The organism is Maridesulfovibrio zosterae DSM 11974 (assembly GCF_000425265.1).
Lineage (GTDB): Bacteria > Desulfobacterota > Desulfovibrionia > Desulfovibrionales > Desulfovibrionaceae > Maridesulfovibrio > Maridesulfovibrio zosterae.
Genome location: NZ_AUDC01000015.1, coordinates 183,990 through 203,795, shown reverse-complemented (window position 1 = coordinate 203,795; position 19,806 = coordinate 183,990). Strand labels below are relative to the sequence as shown.

11 protein-coding genes are annotated in these 19,806 nt (G+C 44.5%); 4 read left to right on the top strand and 7 right to left on the bottom strand.

Going from position 1 to position 19,806, the window contains the following annotated elements; genetic code table 11:
* The first annotated feature begins 332 nt into the window (after positions 1-332).
* Positions 333-2,744 (top strand): acetate--CoA ligase family protein, encoded by a 2,412-nt coding sequence (locus H589_RS0110080; protein ID WP_027721891.1) that lies wholly within the window; start codon positions 333-335, stop codon positions 2,742-2,744.
* Positions 2,745-2,931: 187 nt separating this feature from the next.
* Here H589_RS0110080 and H589_RS0110075 read toward each other — a convergent pair whose 3' ends face one another.
* The 6 genes from H589_RS0110075 to dctP all read right to left on the bottom strand — a co-directional run bounded on the left by H589_RS0110075 (position 2,932) and on the right by dctP (position 10,049).
* Complete coding sequence (locus tag H589_RS0110075) at positions 2,932-4,116, bottom strand: pyridoxal phosphate-dependent aminotransferase (protein WP_027721890.1); 1,185 nt, start codon at positions 4,114-4,116, stop codon at positions 2,932-2,934.
* 311 nt (positions 4,117-4,427) lie between these two features.
* The gene (locus H589_RS0110070; protein WP_035075791.1) at positions 4,428-5,729 is read right to left on the bottom strand and encodes a cytidylate kinase family protein; all 1,302 of its coding nucleotides are present in this window, start codon (positions 5,727-5,729) and stop codon (positions 4,428-4,430) included.
* Between the two features lie 456 nt (positions 5,730-6,185).
* Positions 6,186-6,932: a FadR/GntR family transcriptional regulator gene (locus H589_RS20430; protein WP_051249711.1), complete on the bottom strand. Its 747-nt coding sequence runs from the start codon at positions 6,930-6,932 to the stop codon at positions 6,186-6,188.
* Between the two features lie 84 nt (positions 6,933-7,016).
* Positions 7,017-8,291 carry a TRAP transporter large permease gene (locus H589_RS0110060; protein WP_027721888.1) on the bottom strand — a complete coding sequence of 425 codons (1,275 nt, stop codon included), beginning with the start codon at positions 8,289-8,291 and terminating at the stop codon, positions 7,017-7,019.
* A gap of 8 nt (positions 8,292-8,299) precedes the next feature.
* Positions 8,300-8,788, bottom strand: a complete 489-nt coding sequence (locus tag H589_RS0110055) for a TRAP transporter small permease (protein ID WP_156891709.1) — start codon at positions 8,786-8,788, stop codon at positions 8,300-8,302.
* A gap of 205 nt (positions 8,789-8,993) precedes the next feature.
* Positions 8,994-10,049 carry a TRAP transporter substrate-binding protein DctP gene (gene dctP, locus H589_RS19620; protein WP_051249710.1) on the bottom strand — a complete coding sequence of 352 codons (1,056 nt, stop codon included), beginning with the start codon at positions 10,047-10,049 and terminating at the stop codon, positions 8,994-8,996.
* Positions 10,050-10,891: 842 nt separating this feature from the next.
* On the opposite strand from dctP, the gene H589_RS19615 reads away from it, so the two are divergent.
* From H589_RS19615 to H589_RS0110030, 3 genes are read left to right on the top strand one after another with little or no spacing between them, the layout of a single operon-like run.
* The gene (locus H589_RS19615) at positions 10,892-11,872 is read left to right on the top strand and encodes a phosphoglycerate dehydrogenase (RefSeq protein ID WP_051249709.1); all 981 of its coding nucleotides are present in this window, start codon (positions 10,892-10,894) and stop codon (positions 11,870-11,872) included.
* Positions 11,873-11,901: 29 nt separating this feature from the next.
* Positions 11,902-14,415: a 2-oxoacid:acceptor oxidoreductase family protein gene (locus H589_RS0110035; protein ID WP_342664913.1), complete on the top strand. Its 2,514-nt coding sequence runs from the start codon at positions 11,902-11,904 to the stop codon at positions 14,413-14,415.
* A gap of 12 nt (positions 14,416-14,427) precedes the next feature.
* Positions 14,428-16,482 carry an acetate--CoA ligase family protein gene (locus H589_RS0110030; RefSeq protein WP_035075716.1) on the top strand — a complete coding sequence of 685 codons (2,055 nt, stop codon included), beginning with the start codon at positions 14,428-14,430 and terminating at the stop codon, positions 16,480-16,482.
* Between the two features lie 138 nt (positions 16,483-16,620).
* Here the strand turns inward: H589_RS0110030 and H589_RS19610 are convergent, their stop codons facing one another.
* Positions 16,621-19,794 carry a hypothetical protein gene (locus H589_RS19610; RefSeq protein WP_035075713.1) on the bottom strand — a complete coding sequence of 1,058 codons (3,174 nt, stop codon included), beginning with the start codon at positions 19,792-19,794 and terminating at the stop codon, positions 16,621-16,623.
* Positions 19,795-19,806 lie beyond the last annotated feature (12 nt).

Sequence of the window (19,806 nt, the reverse complement as noted above, 5' to 3'; positions counted from 1 at the left end):
AGTCTATCATAGGAGTGACCAATACTGCATGCCTAGAGAGGATGTGCGTTGTCTCTACTATTTCAGTCCCTCCCCTTTTTTTTGCCGTTCCAGCTTTTAGTTATAATAGTATGACGTATTATAGCTAAAAACAGCCTCTTTATAGGCTTAGAGTGGTTTTTACTCCCGTAAAACGGTATTTTTAAAAATAATATTTTATAAATATTATTTTATTACAGTGTCTTATGCTGTAATATGCATGTATTGCTGACTTGACAAAAAGTATGACTTTTAATAGATATTAATGCATCATTATCAACATTACGACATTTATCCAATGAGGACAGCAGGATATGATATCTACAGCTACTACCCATATAGATTACGAAGCAATTTCCGAAATATTCAGGTCTGCTCAAAACGAGGGCCGTGGTCATCTCTTCGAATATGAAGTCTACAATTTGCTGGGTAATTCCGGTGCAGAGACTCCACCAAAGTGTATCTTACTGCCACGTGGAGCGCGTTCATCTGATGACGAGCTTAAGGCTTTGCCCGGTGAAAAGGTGGTGCTCAAGATCGTCTCCCCGAATATCATCCATAAGACCGAGGTGGGCGGCGTACGTTGTGTTCCAAAAGACCCTGATAAAATTCGTTCGGCCATGCGTCGTATGCTATACGAAGTGCCCGAAAAATACGCCACCATGATTAATCTAGACCCTGCCCATGCTCCAGAGGATTATCGAGGACTGACTGGTGATGCCCTTGAAGATGCCATAAGGAGTGATATCAAGGGAGTGCTTATGGTTCAGTTTATGCCTCCGGACTCTTCTGCATTCGGCAATGAACTGATTGTGGGACTGCGCAATACCAGAGAGTTCGGGATGATCATCTCTGCTGGTCTGGGTGGCACGGATACCGAGCTATATGCCGAACGATTCCGTAAGGGACAAGCGATCATCGCGGCCTCCTGCGAATTGATCGACGGTGATGCTTTTTTTGAACTCTTCCGCAAGACTATTTCCTATAAGAAGCTGGCAGGGCTCACCCGAGGCCAGCGCCGTGTTGTTACGGATGAACAGCTTATTGAATGTTTTACTTCATTCATTGATATGGGTCGCCACTATTCATCTATGAATCCGGACGCCGAGTTTGTGATTACTGAAATGGAGATAAATCCATATGCATTCACAGATTTTCTCATGGTTCCGCTAGACGGTATGTGCAAGTTCGGCTTTCCTGAACCTCAGTTCAGTCATCGTCCCATCTCAAAAATAGATAACCTGCTACACCCGAAAAACATTGGTATCATCGGAGTATCTACTAAGCGTAAGAACTTTGGCCGCATTATTATGGACAATATCTTGGCAGAGGGTTTTTCTAAAGAGAATCTCTGTCTGCTTAAGGGCGGCGTGAATGAAATAGATGGAGTCAAGTGCTATCCCGATCTCAAAGCACTGCCGGAAAAGCTCGACCTGCTGGTTGTTGCTGTCGGGGCGTCGCAGGTCCCGGATCTGGTAGATGATGTGGTGCGTTTGGATGCGGCCAACTCAGTGATGCTTATTCCGGGAGGTATGGGCGAGACTGAGGAAAGTCAGGAGCGCGCTGCCAAGGTTATTGCGGCGATTAATGAAGCCCATGCTACAGAAGACGGAGGGCCTGTATTTCTAGGAGCCAACTGTATGGGAGTTGTTTCCCACCCTGGCCGCTACGATACGTGGTTTATTCCTGAAGAAAAATTGCCCAAGAACAGTAAAAATTTACAACATCGGGCGGCCTTGATCAGCCAGTCTGGCGCGTTTATGCTTCATCGTTCCAGCCAGTGTCCAGAAATGAACCCTGCTTATATGGTCTCATTAGGTAACCAGACCGATTTAACCCTCGGTGATATGGTTAAATATTTTAAGGATTCCGATGAAGTGGACGTCATTGCGGTCTACGCTGAAGGATTTAATGATTTGGATGGGCTGGAATTCTGCGCTGCTGTACGTGATGCGGTGCTGGCTGGTAAGGAAGTAGTTTTTTATAAAGCTGGTCGAACTCCTGAAGGTAAGAGCGCTACCAGTGGTCATACAGCCTCTCTGGCAGGCGACTATATGGTATGCGAATCATGCGCACGGCAGGCCGGTGCCATCGTGGCCCGCAATTTCACTGAATTTCAGGATCTGTTTTTATTAGCTGAGAACATGGCCGGCAAAAAGATCAATGGCAACCGTTTGGCTGCTGTCAGCGGAGCAGGTTTTGAAGCTGTGGGCATGGCTGACTCCATCCAGTCCGATGATTACCAGATTAGGCTGGCCGAGTTTTCTACTGAATCGGTCAAGCGGATAACGGAGATTCTGGAGACCAAGAAACTGACTGGTCTGGTCACTGTACACAATCCTTTGGATATCAATCCTTCGTCAGATGATGAGACCCACGCGTTCGTAGCTGAGGTCCTTTCAGAGGATGCGGGCATAGACGCTATTGTCATTGGTTTAGATCCGCTCTCGCCTGCCATGCACACACTGTATGGCAGTGACAACACTGCTTTTAATATGGATGCGGATAATGGTATCGTGCAATTATTGACTAAGGTGTCCAAGGAAAGTGAAAAGCCTATTATCTGTGTCATTGATGGTGGAAGGCTTTATGATCCTATGCGAGATGTTTTGAACAGTAGCGGTATTCCTGTATTTCAGGTCTGCGATCGAGCTGTGGCTGCTGTGTCTCTTTACATCGAAGCCAGGCTTTATGCCGAACGTATCCGAACTGAGTCACTCATCTAAATAAAGAGCTTGAAGAAATATTATCGAGTGGAGTTCATCTGACGGGGTTAAGTCCTACCGTTCTTGTTGCCAAAGATGTTCTGGCGGTGAGTGTCATCATAATAGAGCTGAGTATGTGAAGAGCATAAAAAAAATGCCCCCCGATGCTAATGAGAGCATTGGGGGGCGTTTTTTATATTGTTGTGAACTATCCTTCCATAGCCTTTTTGAGACCAGGAGCAGCCCGGCGGATGATGGCCGTGTCTACGCAGAAGGAAAGTCGGAAGTAGCCTGGATACTGGAAACCTGTTCCCGGAACCGCCAGAATCTTTTCTTCCATAAGGCGCTGGCAGAAAGCTACGTCATCGCCTCCCGGAGCCTTAACAAAGAAGTAGAAGGCTCCCTTAGGCATGGGGTATTCATATCCTGCCTCGTCAAGTACCTCGGCCATGGCCTTGCGGCGTTCGTCGTAGATGGAAATATCTACCTGCGAGTCGATGGCTCCTTGCATCAAACGCTGGCCGATACAGGGGGCATTGATGAAGCCCAGAAAACGGTTGGCCATGGTCATAACATTTATTAACTGTTCCTTTCCTTCCATAGCCGGGTTAACTACTGCGTATCCAACCCTTTCACCTGCAAGGGCTAGATTCTTGGAGAAAGAAGAGCACGCTACGCTGTATGTATACGCCTGTAGCATGGATGGCACTTTTTCTCCGTCAAAGGCCAAGAATCGATATGGCTCATCTGATACCAGCAGGATAGGACGCTTGCGCCCTTCGCTCTTGCGGGTCAGCAATTCGCCCAGCTCTTTGAGTTGCTTGGCGCTGTAGATCACGCCTGTAGGATTGTTGGGGGAATTGAGGAGTACTGCACAGGTTTTGTCAGTAATTCCTGCTTCAATAGCATCCAGGTCCAGCGAAAAGTCTGATTCATTGCATGATACCGGTTTAAGGATCCCACCATGAGAGCCTACATAGGCGGAGTAGTCTACGAAGACTGGTTTGGAACAAATAACCTCATCGCCGGGGTTAAGTATCGCACGGAAAAAGATATTCAGAGCTCCTGCAGCACCACAAGTCACGATAATGTCTGATCCTGCGACTTCTACTTCCTGCTCCTCGGTGACCTTACGTGCCAGAGTGTCTCGTACATCAGGGTATCCGAAATTAGGCATGTAACCCAGTGCAAAAGGTTTGTCAGCGTTTTCAGCTATCTTGAGCAATGTTTCCTTGACAGCTGGCGGAGGAGCCAGATCAGGGTTACCCAGTGAGAAGTCACATACTGCGTCCTCACCGTACTTTTTTTTCAGTACTATTCCCGCCTCGAACATTTTGCGGATCCATGAAGATTTACCAACATAAGACGACATTTCATCTGATACGAGTTGCATATTAGGCTCCTTGGCTTTTTATATTTCAATACGTTCCGGTAGATGTTTGACAACCTCTCAGTATCAGATGGGTGTCATCCTCCTTGGGAACGGAGTAATTGACTGGTGTGGAAAAAGAACGGTAGTTCAATGAAGGCCGCTGCATTGCGGTGTTTAAAAGATCAGTATTAACTATCCAAATAGAAAGGGTTGCGCAAGGCCAATAAGGGGATCCATTTAACTGTATGCTGTAAAACCATATTTGCTGCAGGCCCTAATCTTCAGGGAAGGCACTATAAAAGTTCTATTTCAGATATGTATAATACACCAATCTAAAAGCTGGCTAAATTTGTCCCTTGCAGAATATTAACAACCTTTTGAGCTATGCCCTCATCGTCATCAAGTGAACTGTCTATCGCAATGTGATAATTCCTAGAATCAGCCCAGTCTTTTCCTGTGTACTTCAGGCAATAGTTGCTACGTTCATTGTCAGAACGTTTTAGCTCTTTAGTTGATATCTCAGCTTCAACACCATATTCATCTACTATTTTAGACAGTCGATAATCCATATTTGCATGGATAAATACGTTAAAGCATTTGGGGTTGTCCTTCAAAATAAAGTTGCCACATCTGCCGACAATAACACAAGATTCCTTACTGCAAATTTCCCTGATTATTTTGCTTTGTCTGAGAAACAGAATGTCAGAGGGGGGGAGATGGTCATTTACATATGCATAATTTTGAACATAAAGCTCATCTAATAACGTATTGGCAATTTTCTGTTCATTTTGTGCAATATATTCTTTTGTAAAACCGCTTTTCTCTGCAGTTATATCGACCAATTGGTCGTCATAAAAGGAAATTCCTAGCTTACCGGCAATTTTTTTTCCTATCCCATGTCCACCACTGCCGTATTCTCTGGCTATAGTAATGACAAAAAAAGAATTTTCTATATCATTAATATCATCTTCTATTTCTTCTTCTAAGGTCTTGTTACCTAACCACCTATCAACTATTGGTAATTTGGCATTGAAGAATTTTACCATCATTCCGACAAACAGAGCTGCTGCAATTGTTCCTTCCCGTATCCCTTCCAACTTATGCAGTAATAAGAAAGAGCTAACAATCCCAAGAGATGCCAGGGAACAATCAACTCCAACTTTGACCTTCCCGAATTCCTTTTTAAAAACATCTGAAATTGCAACAGAAAGACCGTCAACAGGAAGATACGTGAGATTTGCTTTCACCAACAGAAAAACTCCGAAGGCAAGGGCAACGCAACCGAGTAAACACCAAGCAACCTGCAACAAATACGACGAAGCATCTATCCCACTTAGAAGATACATCGAAAAATCAATGCAATAACCAAATGCTGTTATGGCAACAAGTTGAGAAAGCTGCACAGGCGAGTATTTTTTACGCAGCAGTATGATCTGTAGCAAGATGCAAATTATATTCATGAATATTGTGAATTCACCAATAGTAAAGTTGTACTTTAGGCTGTAGATATACGGTATGCATGAAATTGCTGAAACGCCAAGATTTGCTTTGACCGACAAGGTCACACCAATTGCCATGATGAAAACACCAAGGACAAAAGTAACAGTACGTTTAGTCATATTCATAATTTTCATAATTGCTCTACCTTTCAATTTCTCTGTATCCTGTCGATCGGATGGGGATTTATATGTTTAGCGTAAAAGTTTATTTTTATTGTCGCGTGATGACGCTCTAAAACGTCTTTTGATGGACTCACTTGTCGAGAATATAACCCGAGAAGTTTAGTCCTAGTGTCGTTTTGTATGACCAGTACCAAGGATTGGCTGAAGTTACATAAGACGTACTAGACAAACACATTGAGGAGTTGAAGGGATCAACAGCAGGCCGTGTACCCGGAAAGCATTGAACACAAGCTGGTTCTCCGTTGGGATACCGTTGGATAATAATACCGGTATATTTTGGTAATGCTTATGGGCGAAACGATAATAAGCGCCCAATATGACCGTTCTGCAGGTTGGTCATATGACTTAGAACAAAGTAAGTTGGACCTTATATATTACAGCTATAATTATGCGTCTTTAACTCTCATTTTACTCTCTCATGTTATTGTTTGTGACTTCTCTAAAATGAGCTTCCAGTTTGCACATGGATTTTTTCAGTTCCACAACGTGGACGAACATTTGTTCATATGCTTCTTGTGGATTACGGGAAGCAATAGCATCGAAAATAATTTCGTGAGCTTTGTCGTCATGGATATCATCATTGAGATCTACCAACGTTTCAATGAATAGGCTGGTAAACCCCATCATTGCTCGAATGCTCATTGCAAAATAAATATTCTTGCTGCACAAGGCGACGTAATTGTGGAAATCTGACGTATGTTCTACCGCTTCCACACGATTCTTTGCATTGGATGTCTTATCGAGAATCTTGGCGAGGGTTCTGATCTCTACTGGGGTAGCGTTTAAAGCGGCTGCACGTGCGCACTCCGGTTCCAGGAAAAGACGGGCGTTGCAAAGATCAGCAATGGACATCTGGTCCATGACGATCAGATCGGATATAAGTTCACCCATTTGGCTGCTTTGCAGAATATCCTTAACAAAAGTGCCGCCACCGACTCCGCGTCTGGCTTCCAGATAGCCCTCTGTTTTCAAAACAGCGAGAGCCTCTCTGACCATAGGTCTGCTGATGCCTAGTTGTGTAGCTAGTTCTTCCTCGCGTGGGAGCATATCGCCGACTTTGTACGTTTTCAGCAGGATTTCACGTTTGATCAACGAAACGACGTCTTCAAAACGTCCTGTTTTTTGTTTTTTGGCGAATACCTGTTTCTTGCTCATAATTTCTCTTTTATTCGAACATACCTGTTAAATTAGTTTTTTTGTGGCAAAGGGGCGAGAAAGTCATTCCCGCCCCGTATTTGTTTATTTCAGGAAATTGGGAAGCCATAGGGATAACCAGGGAATGTATGTAACCAAGAGAAGACAAATGCCACACATGCCTAAGAATGGCAAAACTGCCGCAGCGATGTATGTCAGTGGTTTCTTGGTTAATCCCATGGAGACAAATAGATTTAATCCGAACGGGAAGGTCAGGAATCCTAGTTCCACGTTGCAGATCATAATAATACCGAACATGACCGGATCAATGCCGAACATGGCAAGCATGGGTTTGAATATCGGCGTGAGGACCAGAATGGCCGCCACGATATCCATTACGCAGCCGATAAACAACAAAAGGATGTTGACCAGCATAAGGAAAACGTACTTGTTGGAGACAATACTTCCGATGAATTCAGCCGCCTGCATCGGTAACTGTTCACGGGTCAGCAGCCAGATGAACGGCATCGCACAGGCGATGATGAACAAAAGTGCAGAGGAAAGTATCGCCGACTGAACAAGGACTTTTTTGAATTTAGCTAAATTCATGGATTTGTAAATGACCATTTCCACGAACAGGGCATATATCACGGAGACACCGGCAGCTTCTGTGGGTGTAAAAATACCGCTGTAAATACCGCCTAAGACGATTATCGGCATAAGCAGGCCCCAGGTCGCCTGTCCAAAAATTCGTATTGTATCGCGAAATGAATAGACTGTTTTTGCGGACCATCCAAAGCGTTTAGCAAGAACCATAGCGTATACTCCGAAGAATACAACGCGCAGGATACCCGGCACGATACCGGCCATGAACATGTCGCTCACCGATGTGTCGCCGACCATTGCATACAGGACCATCGGGATGGAAGGGGGGATTAGGATGCCAAGCGTTCCGGCACTGGTCAGGAGGCCAATACTGAATTTTTCGTCATAGCCGGCTTTGACCAGGGCGGGAATCATAATGCCGCCAATGGCGATAACTGTAGCCGGGCTGGAACCGGAAATAGCAGCAAAGAACATGCAGGTTAGCAGGCCTGAGATTGCGAGACCTCCGGGTATTCGCCCGGTGAGAGCTTTCATGGCTTCAACCAATACAGTGGCTATTCTCCCCTCGGCCATAATATTTCCGGCGAGGATGAAAAATGGAATGGCCAAGAGAAGAAAATTATCCAACCCGTTGAACAATTGTTGTACTAGAGTGGTCAGGGGCATTCCTAGAAAGAAGTATACTGCACCGGCGGTAGTGGCTAAAACTACAATTCCAATGGGAACAGAAAGTACCAGTAGAAAGATGAAGGAGATGACGAGAAACAGTTCCATGATATCTCCTAGCTGGCTGATGCCGGGTTAATGAAGGCACGAAGAGACTTGATGCCTTCATGGAAGAAACGCCAACCTATGACCAGACTGAAGAACAGGATAGGCAGGTAGGCAACCCACATGGGGAGACCAAGAGAGGCCGTACTCATGCCAAAGAGAGCTAATTTCTTGACTAATACGTAAGCCTGATAGCCCACAATGAACATAATGAATGAGCTGAAGAAATGCGCTATTGATTTGACAAGTAAGGTGGGCCGCTCGGGTAGGAAGTGAATTGCAGCATCCATTGTGAAGTGCGCGCCTGATTTAACCGCCAGTCCAGCTCCGGCAAAAGTCGCTAAAATGGTTAGGTAACGAGAACCTTCAGCCATCCAGTCAAAGGTGATGTCAAAACAATATCGCGTTATAACCTGAAAAGTTGTTGCCATTGCCAGCAGGAGCAGAAGGCCGCCGATGGACAATTCTTCGAATGAGTTAAAAATTTCGTTGAATCTCACCGCATTTCTCCTTGCGAGGGCGGCGAAACCTGAACATTGGCCATCGCCACCCTGCTGTTTTATATAATGACTTGCTCTTAAAACCGTGAAAAACAATTGCTCCTTAATCCATATGCAACGCACCCAAACTTAGGACCTTCAGGTCCTCATAAAATTAACGGAGATGCAGTCACGTGGGAGAGTAAGTCACCTACTGCAAATAGTATTAATTGCTGTACTGTTTAATCTTATCTTGAATCATATCAAAGTAGGCTACCCCGGCATACTTTCCATACTTGGAATCATTGGGGATATTGCCACATTTTTGGGCGTATTTTGCCCAGACCTTTTCCTGAGTTTTTCGGAAAGCTTCGCGTTGTTCGGGGGTGAGGTCTTTAATGGTGCAGCCTTCTTGCTTTATAGCCTTTTTCTCCATTTCCTTGCGAATTTCATTATTGGCAGCCCAGTTAAGTTCCTGTCCAACTTTAGCTCCAGATTTTATGAGTTCTTTTTCTTTATCGCTCAGGCTTTCATAAAGGTCTCTGCTCATCAGTTTGAAAAGACAGGTGTATGCATGGTCACTACGGGTGAGAAATTTGGCAACTTCGGAGAATTTCATGGCCACGGTAGTCGGGTTGGGGTTGTCCTGCATATCAATTACCCCTTGTTGCAGCGCTGTATATACTTCGCCAAATGGCATGCCTACAGGGTTGGCCCCCATAGCGCGAAATCCATCAAGAAATACTGGAGATTCAATAACGCGGACACGGATTCCTTTCATGTCTTCAGGAGATACTACGCATCGTTTGGTGCAATCGAAATCGCGCATCTCATTTTCACTGTAACCAACATGTACAAGCCCCTTTTGAAGGAGAAGATCACCGTAGATTTTCATGAATTCAGGATCTGTGATTACTTTGTGTGCAACGTCTTTACTTGGCCACATGAAGAATAGATCCAGCAATCCCACCTGTGGAACAAGGTTGCTAAGTGTACCCGTTGTACAGTCCATCATATCCAGCAGTCCAAACTGAGTTTGCTCAAGCATACTGCGTTCAGGACCTAACTGGCTGAGGGGGAAAACTGCTATCTCTATGTCTCCATCGGTTTTTTTCTTTACGTATTCGGCCATTGCTAAACATCCCTGCTGATGACCCTGAATGAATTCACCTACTTGGATAGGGGCAACATGCCCGTATTTCCAATGCTTGGCTGCGAACGCCGTTCCAGTAACCATTAATCCTAGTGCTACGATCAGTGCGAGAAATAACCGTTTCTGCATTGCTAATCTCCGACTCGATAAAAGTTTAACTTAAAGGAACACTCTGTCATTCCAAACACACAAAACCCTTGTGTTTAAGGGATAATTTAGGTCAAACCTTATGGTAAAAATAATGTTATATCAAGAGTAATTTTACAAAAAAGTACTTTCTCTTGTTTTTTTTGGCATGTTTATATTGTTTTCATTGAATTTTATTTTCTAAAATAGGTTTTAAGCATAATTTTTTGCACTTAGCTTGACATGATTATGCTTCTCAGTTTAAAAGTCTTACCTATTGCTATAAAGAATTAATTTAAGTTAGTGGTGGCGGCAAAGTGGAGTGATGGATTTGCTGTGTTAAAGTAGTCTTTTTTTCAGAAACTAGTGTCTGTAAATTAATATTGTGCAGCATAAAATGAATTATATCAGCATAAATATGCAAAATATTGATCAGATTTAAGGTAACTTATTTTCATTCAGCCGCTAACCACGAGCATACTAATATCTATAGTTTCGAGTAGAAGCATTGGTATGACAAATACTAGATAATCGATTGTTTTAAGGAGGCAGCTATGGTTTGCAAAAAAGTTGGTGTAGCAAAATTTTTAGAACATGCTTTAACACTAATCCCTTATCTTTATTGGTTCCACTTGCCGTTAGCTCTATTTGTCAGACCAAATAAAGCACAGAGTTTAAGAAAGTGGATAATTTTCAATGTGCCCATAAGAACTGGCTTTGAATTCTTCTGAGTAGTCAGTGTAAAATCTACTGTTCTCTCTAAATTATGAGCAGTAGAAAAAATAACAAACGCCAAACACACCCATGTAAAAGTTTATAATTATTCAACAGCTAAAGGAGAAAGTATGTCAAAAACTGTGGTTTTCATCCAAGCACCTCCATATTGTGCAGGCAGTGAAGATGCGTTGAACAAATTACGCGAAGCTGATCTGGAAATTATTGATCGCCGGGGACAAAATATTGATACTCCTGGCTTTATGGATGATCTTTGCAGGGCAGATGTTCTGCTTAACGGTAATGATTTGCAGATTAATTCTGAATTGATGGATCAGATGAAAAGTCTGAAAATGATCGGCAAGTACGGAGTCGGTCTGGACATGGTAGATATTCCTGCTGCGACCGAACGTAATATTGCGGTCTGTAATTCACCCGGTTGTAATTGTCAGGCAGTTGCTGATCAGACTCTGGGAATGATTCTTGGCTTGATGCGAATGATTCCTCAAGGGGATAGCCATATGCGGCAGGGTAAATATGACCATACCAGTTTCAAGGGTACTGAACTCTGGAAGAAAACTCTGGGGCTTGTCGGTGTCGGAGCTATTGGACGGGCAGTGGCAATGCGCGCCAATGGCTTCAAAATGCGTATTCTAGGGTATGATCCTTACTGGCCTGCCGAATTAGCAGATGCATTGAATATTGAGCGTATAGAGAAATGGGAAGAGATGCTGCCGAAAGTGGATGTTCTTTCCCTTCACTGCAATCTGACAAAGGATAATGCCCAGATGCTAGGTTCTGACCAATTTAAGATGATGAAAAAATCTTCTATAGTCGTCAATGCAGCACGTGGTGAACTCATTAATGAGGATGCTCTTTATGAAGCTCTGAAGAGTGGAGAGATTGCCGGTGCAGGTATTGATGCCTGGACCAACGAGCCACCCACAGGATCTCCTTTACTGACTCTGGATAACGTTCTGGCTATGCCGCACTCAGCTGCGTTTACGGTAGAGTCATTCAGCAACATGGATATGCAAGTAACGGATCAGATAATCGATTTTTCACGTGGGATCCAGCCGCGTCCAACAGTCAATAATATCAATATTGGTTAACCTCATCCATAAAAATAGGAGAATCATTAATGAATACTACACAACAAATGAATCCCATAAAACAAATGTGTACTGCTCCAAGTGGTCAGCCAGAAGTTTTACAAGGTAATATTGCTTTTGCCGTCGGCTGTGTTCGTGCCGGGATACATTGCGCCGACGGATACCCGGGAACTCCAAGTTCAGAAGTGATCGACAAAGGATTGTCACAAGTTCAGGACATGATAAAAGTGGGATGGTCTGTCAGTGAAGCTGTCGCAGTAGGTGTTGGATTTGGGCATACTCTAGCTGGTGAAGACTGTGTTGTTACCATGAAAATTCCAGGTTTGATGCAGGCGGGTGATGTTGTCACCAGTGCTTCTTTTTTTACTCAGGATCGCGGAGCTCTTATTTATTATGTCGCAACAGATTTTACTCCAAGCTCCACGCAACATGTTCTGGATCCACGTTATCTGTTTAAAAGTTGTTTTCTTCCTGTGTTTGAGCCTCGTGATCATCAGGAAATGCATGAGGCTGCTTCCATTGCAGTTGAAATAGGTCGAAAATATAACACCAGTGTCGTAATTCTACCCAGCGGTATGCTCTGTCACAGTGAAGGTCTGGTCCGCTTTATGGACGAACAGTCACGAGAACCCGTCGCTATGCCGGAAAGCTTGCACGCATATAACTGCCTGCCGGGGATGACTCGTAAAAACTACAATACGATGATGGACAAGCGTATGCCAGAGTTGGTCAAGATGGTCGAAGAAAGTCCTCTGAACCAATGGATTAAAGGTTCCGGCAAGCGTGGTGTCATAGTATACGGTCCTAACACCATGTACATGAAAGAAGTGAAGGCTCTCTACGAACCTGATATTGACATCCTCTCATTGGGGTTCACAAATCCTCTACCTATGAATCTCATTAAGCAATTCTGCGAATCTATCGAAGGCGAAGTTTTTGTGCTGGATGATGGTTTTCATTATGTGCAGGAGGAAATTGAGCGTAAGGGTATCAAGGTTACTGGTAAGCCAGAATATACGCATCTTACTGAATGGGACCCCGCAGCCATAGCTGAATTTCTTGGTCACACTATCGAAAAATGCGGAAGTAAAACTCAGCCGCTGATGCGTCCACCTATGATTTGTGCCGGTTGCCCTTACCGCCTGTTCGGTGAAATAGCCAGTTCCATGCTGAAGAAAAAAGACATTGAAGCTATATTTGGCGATATTGGCTGTAACTCATTGCTTTACTTCATGAATGCCTTGGATACCGGTGTAGCTATGGGGGCCAGTGAAAACAAACGTTGCGGATATGTTCTGTCAAATCCGGAAAAAGCATCTAAATGTATCAGTGTCATAGGTGATAGTTGTGAATGCCACAGCGGTATGGACGGAACCCGTAACAGTGCTTTCCGTAATGCTGCAGGTGTCAAGATTATTTTAGACAATGAGTGGACAGCCATGACAGGGGGGCAGCCTTCGGCTTCTTCACCGGTAAACCTCGCCGGAGAACCAACCATTTTCAATCTTGCTGAGGCCGTTCGCACACAGGGTACCGACGTTGTGGAAGTTAGTGGGTACGACTACAAGGGCATCCGTAAGTCCATGAAAAATGCTTTAAAGGCTGCTGAAGAGGGCAAGTTCACAACCGTGATTATCCAAGGAACTTGTATACGCAAAGTTCCAAAAGATAGATATGGTCAGAAGCTGATTGTAGACGCCGAAAAGTGTAAAAAATGCGGCATGTGTAACATCTGTCCTGGAATCAGCGTTGACGAAGAGGGTATCCCTGAATTCACTAATCTCTGTACCGGATGTGTGTCCGAGACACCTGCCTGTATGCAACGTTGCGCTGTCGGAGCCATTTCGATAGACGAGACACCAGCAGAAAAAATAAAAAGCTCAGTAACTATACCAGTCGCTCCCGAGGCTATCGAGACTCCTTCCTACGACAAGAATATATTGCCTAGACGTCTTTCAGTGGCTGTTCGCGGCGTTGGTGGGCAGGGCAACCTGTTCTTCGGACGCGTCTTGACCAAACTAGCTTTTCTAAGCGGTTATAGTGATTCCAATGTCGTCAAGGGTGAAACTCACGGCATGGCACAAATGGGTGGGCCGGTTATTTCGACTTTTGCCTGCGGTGAAAGCTTAAGTCCAGTTCTGGTTCCAGGCTCTGTTGACTGCTTGGTATCAATGGAAATGAGTGAAGTCTTCCGGCCCGGATTTGTCGAGCTCTTGAAGCCTAACGGCACCGTGGTTCTAGCCAAAACATCTATTCTGCCTCCCGGCATGAATATCAGCGATTATCCATCTGAGGAACTCATTAAAACTGAATTGGCTGACTATAACGTTGTATTCGTAGATGTGTTGCAACAGGCTTTGAATCTGGGTGATCCTACCGGACGATGTGCTAACGTAGTCATGATGGGCGCCATGAGCAAAATCGCTCCTTTCAATGTTTTTCCGGATGAGTTCTGGCTAATGGCTCTCAAGGGCGTCAGCCCTAAGCCGGTCATCTGGAATACTAACTACGCCGCCTTCCTGGCAGGCACCACACTATTATAAGTGGATATGAATATGCTCAAACGTTTATTAAGCCCGCAAAGCATTGCCATCATTGGTGGCAGTGATGATATAAGGAAACCCGGAGGACGGCTCCTCTCAAATATTCTTGAGAGGGGTTACGAGGGACGGGTCATGGTTGTAAATCCCAAAAGTGATAGTGTCCAAGGTGTTCCGGCGTATAAAAGTATAGCTGATATGCCTGAGATTCCAGACCTTGCCTATCTGGCAATTCCGGCTAAGTTTGTACGCTCAAGCCTTGAAGACCTGTGTGCCAAAGGCGGAAAATCAGCAGTGATTCTTTCCGCCGGTTTTGGCGAGCTCAATGAAGAAGGCAAGGCCGAAGAGCGGCGTTTCAAGGAAATAGCTGACGCTAATGATATGCTTTTGCTTGGACCCAATTGTTTAGGCGTTATGACCACTGAAGTGGCGGGCAAATTCGCTGGAATCCTGCCCCTCATGTCTACGGAAGGCATTGACTTTCTGAGTGGATCTGGTGCCACGATTGATTATCTGGCGGAACAGGCCACTAAACGTGGGTTGCCCTTCAATTCCTTTATGACAGTTGGCAATTCAGCTCAGACAGAGGTCACAGATCTTTTGGAGTTGTTCGATAAATCTTATGATGAAAAATCCTCTACAGTAAAGATTCTGTATATGGAAACTGTCAACGATCCCCAAAAGCTGATTTCAAGCGCTAAGAGTCTGGCTGCTAAAGGGTGTCATCTAGCCGGAATTAAAGCTGGTGCTACTGAAGCAGGCAATCGGGCTGCTGCCAGCCATACTGGTGCGCTGGTTTCTAGTGACACCGCAGTGCAGGCCATGTTTGACAAAGCCGGTATTATCCGGGTTCAATCCCGAATTGAACTGGTGGATATTGCTTGTATCATGAGAATTGCCAAAGATAAGCTTGATGGTAAACGTGTCTGCATCGTTACTGATGCCGGCGGTCCTGGAGTAATGCTGGCCGACGAACTTAATAGGCAGGGCATTGAAGCTCCAGTTCTCAAAGCAAAAACTCAGGCACGTCTGGCAGATGCTCTGTTACCTAGCTCCAGCATGGTTAACCCGATTGATTGTCTACCAGCCCGCACAGCTCAGCACTTTGCCGATATCTTTAAGATCCTTGCAGAAGAAGAGGCTGACAGCATTGATTACATAATGGTGGTGCTTGGTGATTCGGGTCTTTCGGATATCAGTGCTATCTATGACGTGATTATTAAGGCGATGGATACTTTACCTATGCCTGTCTTTCCTTCCTTCTGTACTGCTGTAACGTCGGCTAAAGCATTATCAGCCTTTACCAAAGTGGGTAAGTGCTATTTTGAAGATGAAGTAGCCATGGGACGAGCACTCGGACGTGTCGTTAACCGTCCGCAAATCGCTATGTCCTCTGAAATACCGGAAGGATATGATTTGGACCGAATCAAGACAATTATGGATGGTAAGACTGGGATTCTGGATGCTGAAACTGTAGCCGATCTTTTGACTGCTGCCGGTATCAACCTGCCTGGTCAACAAAGTGTTATGACAAAAGAAGCTTTGAGTGAACTGACTGGTGAATTTCCTTTTCCATGGGTGATGAAAGTAGAAGGGCCGTTACATAAGACTGATGTTGGCGGTGTTATGTTAAACATCGGTGACCTGACGGAAGCGCAAGCCGCTTTCGATAAGCTGATGGACATCCCTGATGCTGTTGGTGTGCTGGTTCAGCAGATGATTCAGGGTACTGAAGTCATAGTCGGGATTAAACGCGAAGAGCCTTTCGGTTCACTTACGGCGTTCGGCCTAGGCGGCATTTATGCCGAAGCTATGAAGGATATTCAGTTTCGCCTGGCTCCACTTGCTCCTGAAGAAGCTATGAGTATGATCAACTCCATTGCAGCAGCTCCCATTATCAAGGGGGTGCGCGGAGAACAAGGTATGGATCTGGACATCCTGTCGGATCAAATTGTTCGTGTCAGCCTATTGGCTGCGGACTTTCCTCAGATTGTGGAAATGGATATTAATCCTTTGAAGGGATTTGGTTCTGCCATCTATGCTGTGGATGCCAGAATCATTTGTGAATAAGTTTAAAATATTATTACGGGAGTCCTGCTCTGCGGGGCTCCTCTTTGATCTAACTTAAACAGATGACCTCTTTAATGACTTATCCTCACCTAAGAAAGCTTAGAAGATAAATCTTCTAAGCTTTCGAATTTATGTTACTTAAAAATGTATTTTTGCTAGAGATGATTCCAAAATTTTATCTCGCAAATGACCTGATTGTCCGCATCTCTCGCCTAGTTTTTTCATATCAGCCAGGTATTGAGGAGACTGATCCAGATAAAAGGCAAGAGCTTTAGAGAAGTTTTTGCCAACCAGACCGTCAACAAAGACTTGACTTATTTCCTTGTGCCTTTTCAGAATCAGTTGTGAACGGTAGAATATAAGCCATTCTTCGCGGGACATGCTTTGCAGGATTATAGACAGTGCTTTTCGTGATCGTGCTTGATACAGCCAGAAATACATAAGGTCTAAGGCATTAACAATAATCAGCTTTTCAAGATCCTGAGCCTCTTTACTTAAAGTCTTCATCATGATTTTAGGGGTCTGAAGCATTTCAAGAACATCTTCTTCCGGGAACATAAGGTCCAGCCGTGAGAAAACTTTAAAAAGCTGGGATATTTTTGTCTTGTATTCAGTGATTCTTGCCATGACGTTGGTTTGTCTGTCGGCTAATCCTTCAATTAAAGCCGCAACAAAATCCGAGGCTAATTTTGAGATAATAGTTGCCCATCTCTGCAGGATTCCGCTTACATCAGGGACTCCAGCTGAAGCGAGGAGAAAACTGATAACTCCGCTTAATAGTACTGCTACAGGGATAGCGAGTATAGAACGGAAGGAATTACCTACGGTAGCTCCTTTGGGCAGGCCTCGTATTGCATTGTTAGTAGACAGATATATGCCGTTAGTTAGTCCCATAACTGAATACAGCAGTATAGGGTTGTTGGCCGTTGTTACTCCAAATGTGTTATCAAGCAGCAGAGTTTTGACAAGGTAGTCCAGTAGCGGTACCGAAAAACCTGTGTATAGGAGCGAGTCCGAAATACGGCTCCAACTGACCAGAGAATTCCAGGGAAGAAGCGGAGAACGGCTCAATCCTCCTCCACCGAGGACGGATTGGATAATATTGCGTGCTCCGGTGATTGCAAACCATATAACCGCTCCGAAATATGAGAGAAGCCACCAGTCTTTGGTCAGATAAAAAGTCAGGAAAGCTGGAATAAATCCCAGCATAACTTTAGCTGTATTTTTTATATTGGTGTTTAGATACTTCCACGGGGTATGCCGGGATTCTTGGTTTTTTTTAGGAGATATAGCGATGGCGTTGTCAGGCTGTCTGCTAAGACCTCCGAGAGTCGCGATATTCCCCTGTTCTCCGGCATGTATCATAAATGCATCAAGACTCCAGTTCACCCAGCGCTCTGGCCCATTTCTTCTGCCATAGGTCCTGCTTAATTTTCGGCTCCCAAATCCTTTCCGGTTGTGAATGTTTTTCGTAATTAAAGCGCTTACTGGAATACGGGTGAGATCATCCCCTCTATTGCTCCGGTAAAATGGTTTGCGGGCTCTGGACGGGAGAGTATCCAGAACAACAAAGCCCATTCCATTACTGTGCTCGGCCTGTCCTGTAGAGCCCGATCCAATTCTGGTCCTGAGGCTGCGTTTACGGTAGCTGTTGTGGAAGTTTTCAAGATCTGAAAGAATCTCAATGAGTTCCGGTTTACGGTTCTGCATCGACTTGAGTTTATCCTCTAAGCCGGCAATATTCTCACCTATCTGTAAGGTTACTTTGATCTCATTCTTCAGTTGTAATATTTGGCTCTCATAGTCATAGATGATTTCGCGAATGGCGTTTTTAAGACTGATAACGCTATCATCATTCAGTGCCTTTTGCAGTCTGCCGATTGGTATATAATGGCTTTCACACTTATCCAGCTGGCAAGTCTTTTCTACGGAAGTCTTATTCCCGGCAGTAAGACTTTCTTTTGTACTGTGGTAGGCTTCTTTAAGGTTATATGCTTCTATATGCGTAATCATCCCCCCTCCGGCGTAAAGTAATTCCAATGTATCTTGCGCGGTGAGGTTTGCGAGGTTTAGGGTAAATTTTGAGCTGGGATGAAGTCTCAGTAATCTCGTCAATATTTCGTTAATACCGCAGTGTAAAAGTTTTGGCAGTTCTGTATCGTCATGAGGTTCGGTCGGGTCATGTACTTCCGGGTTTTTAGAAGGGGCAAAGAAGTCATCAATGATCGACTTGACGCTTAACCGGCGGATTTTTTCTTTCAGCTCAGGAGTAAGTGGGCCCTCTTCGCTATCGCTATCTGTAGAATATGAAGAAAGCGATTCAACATGTTCCGAAAGTTTGTTGTGGATAAAGCGGCCAAGGTGAAGAATGGAAGGTTGACCCGTTCCGACAAAGCTAAGGAATTCATCCTTACTCAAAGGGGACAGTTTTAAGCTGAGTTCTGTGTTCAGTATTTTACGATGTTTTTCGTTGAATTCGGCTAGTATGTCGAAAACATATTTTTGCTGATACCGGGATACTTCTCTTCCTTCTTCAAGGAAATCCATAACGCGGTCTTTTTTTAAAAAATTATTATAGGTGGCGCTATCGGAAAGCACATTTGGTTCCCATGTAAAACGAACATACTTATCCCGAAAGCGAGCAGAAAGCTCAATGCCGACCTGAACTTTGATATCCAGAATACTCCCTGCTTCAAGAAGCTCTTCGATAACTTGAGGGCGGACATAGTTATAATAGACCACGGTAAGATTTCTAATACCTTTGATCCAGGCATCCATAATCAGATGGGTAGGCGATTTTCTGCCCTTAGTGTTTGCATCGTGTACATGGTCATCGAAGGCTAACTGGTTCCATTCTTCCGGCATTTCAACAAGATGATATTTAGCCAGCTCTTTTCTAATTTTGCGTGGGTTTCCAGCTGAAATCATACGGAAATCGTGGGCCAGTTTTAGTCGGCGTAATTCGCTGTTGTCTGAGCGAACCAGCTTTTTCATAATCTGCAGAAGAACGCGCGCAGTATTTTTCCGGTAATATGTTGAAGAGGACAGGAATACTTCGTCGCGCAATGAACGAAGTGCTTTTAATCTGTCGTGGGCCAGACCTTTTTCAAAACTCCCAAGCAGGCTGATAACCGCATAGGCGACTCGAAGTCCCTGTGGTGCTGCCATCTCTTTTATTCCATGAGGATGCATATGCTCGACTAATAGTGAGCGGAAAGCACGTGACTTTGGGCCTCGCTTCAGAACGTCGTCCACGATTTGGAGTAGCTGGTAGTCGCGTTTATCGAAAAAGAGAGGAGATATTTTGGTCATGATAAAGAAAAG

What these genes read in the sequence shown, in the direction of transcription:
- H589_RS0110080 (WP_027721891.1), top strand. Translation starts at nt 333, where the DNA reads ATGATATCTACAGCTACTACCCATATAGATTACGAAGCAATTTCCGAA.
- H589_RS0110075 (WP_027721890.1), bottom strand. Translation starts at nt 4,116, where the DNA reads ATGCAACTCGTATCAGATGAAATGTCGTCTTATGTTGGTAAATCTTCA.
- H589_RS0110070 (WP_035075791.1), bottom strand. Translation starts at nt 5,729, where the DNA reads ATGAAAATTATGAATATGACTAAACGTACTGTTACTTTTGTCCTTGGT.
- H589_RS20430 (WP_051249711.1), bottom strand. Translation starts at nt 6,932, where the DNA reads ATGAGCAAGAAACAGGTATTCGCCAAAAAACAAAAAACAGGACGTTTT.
- H589_RS0110060 (WP_027721888.1), bottom strand. Translation starts at nt 8,291, where the DNA reads ATGGAACTGTTTCTCGTCATCTCCTTCATCTTTCTACTGGTACTTTCT.
- dctP (WP_051249710.1), bottom strand. Translation starts at nt 10,049, where the DNA reads ATGCAGAAACGGTTATTTCTCGCACTGATCGTAGCACTAGGATTAATG.
- H589_RS19615 (WP_051249709.1), top strand. Translation starts at nt 10,892, where the DNA reads ATGTCAAAAACTGTGGTTTTCATCCAAGCACCTCCATATTGTGCAGGC.
- H589_RS0110035 (WP_342664913.1), top strand. Translation starts at nt 11,902, where the DNA reads ATGAATACTACACAACAAATGAATCCCATAAAACAAATGTGTACTGCT.
- H589_RS0110030 (WP_035075716.1), top strand. Translation starts at nt 14,428, where the DNA reads ATGCTCAAACGTTTATTAAGCCCGCAAAGCATTGCCATCATTGGTGGC.
- H589_RS19610 (WP_035075713.1), bottom strand. Translation starts at nt 19,794, where the DNA reads ATGACCAAAATATCTCCTCTCTTTTTCGATAAACGCGACTACCAGCTA.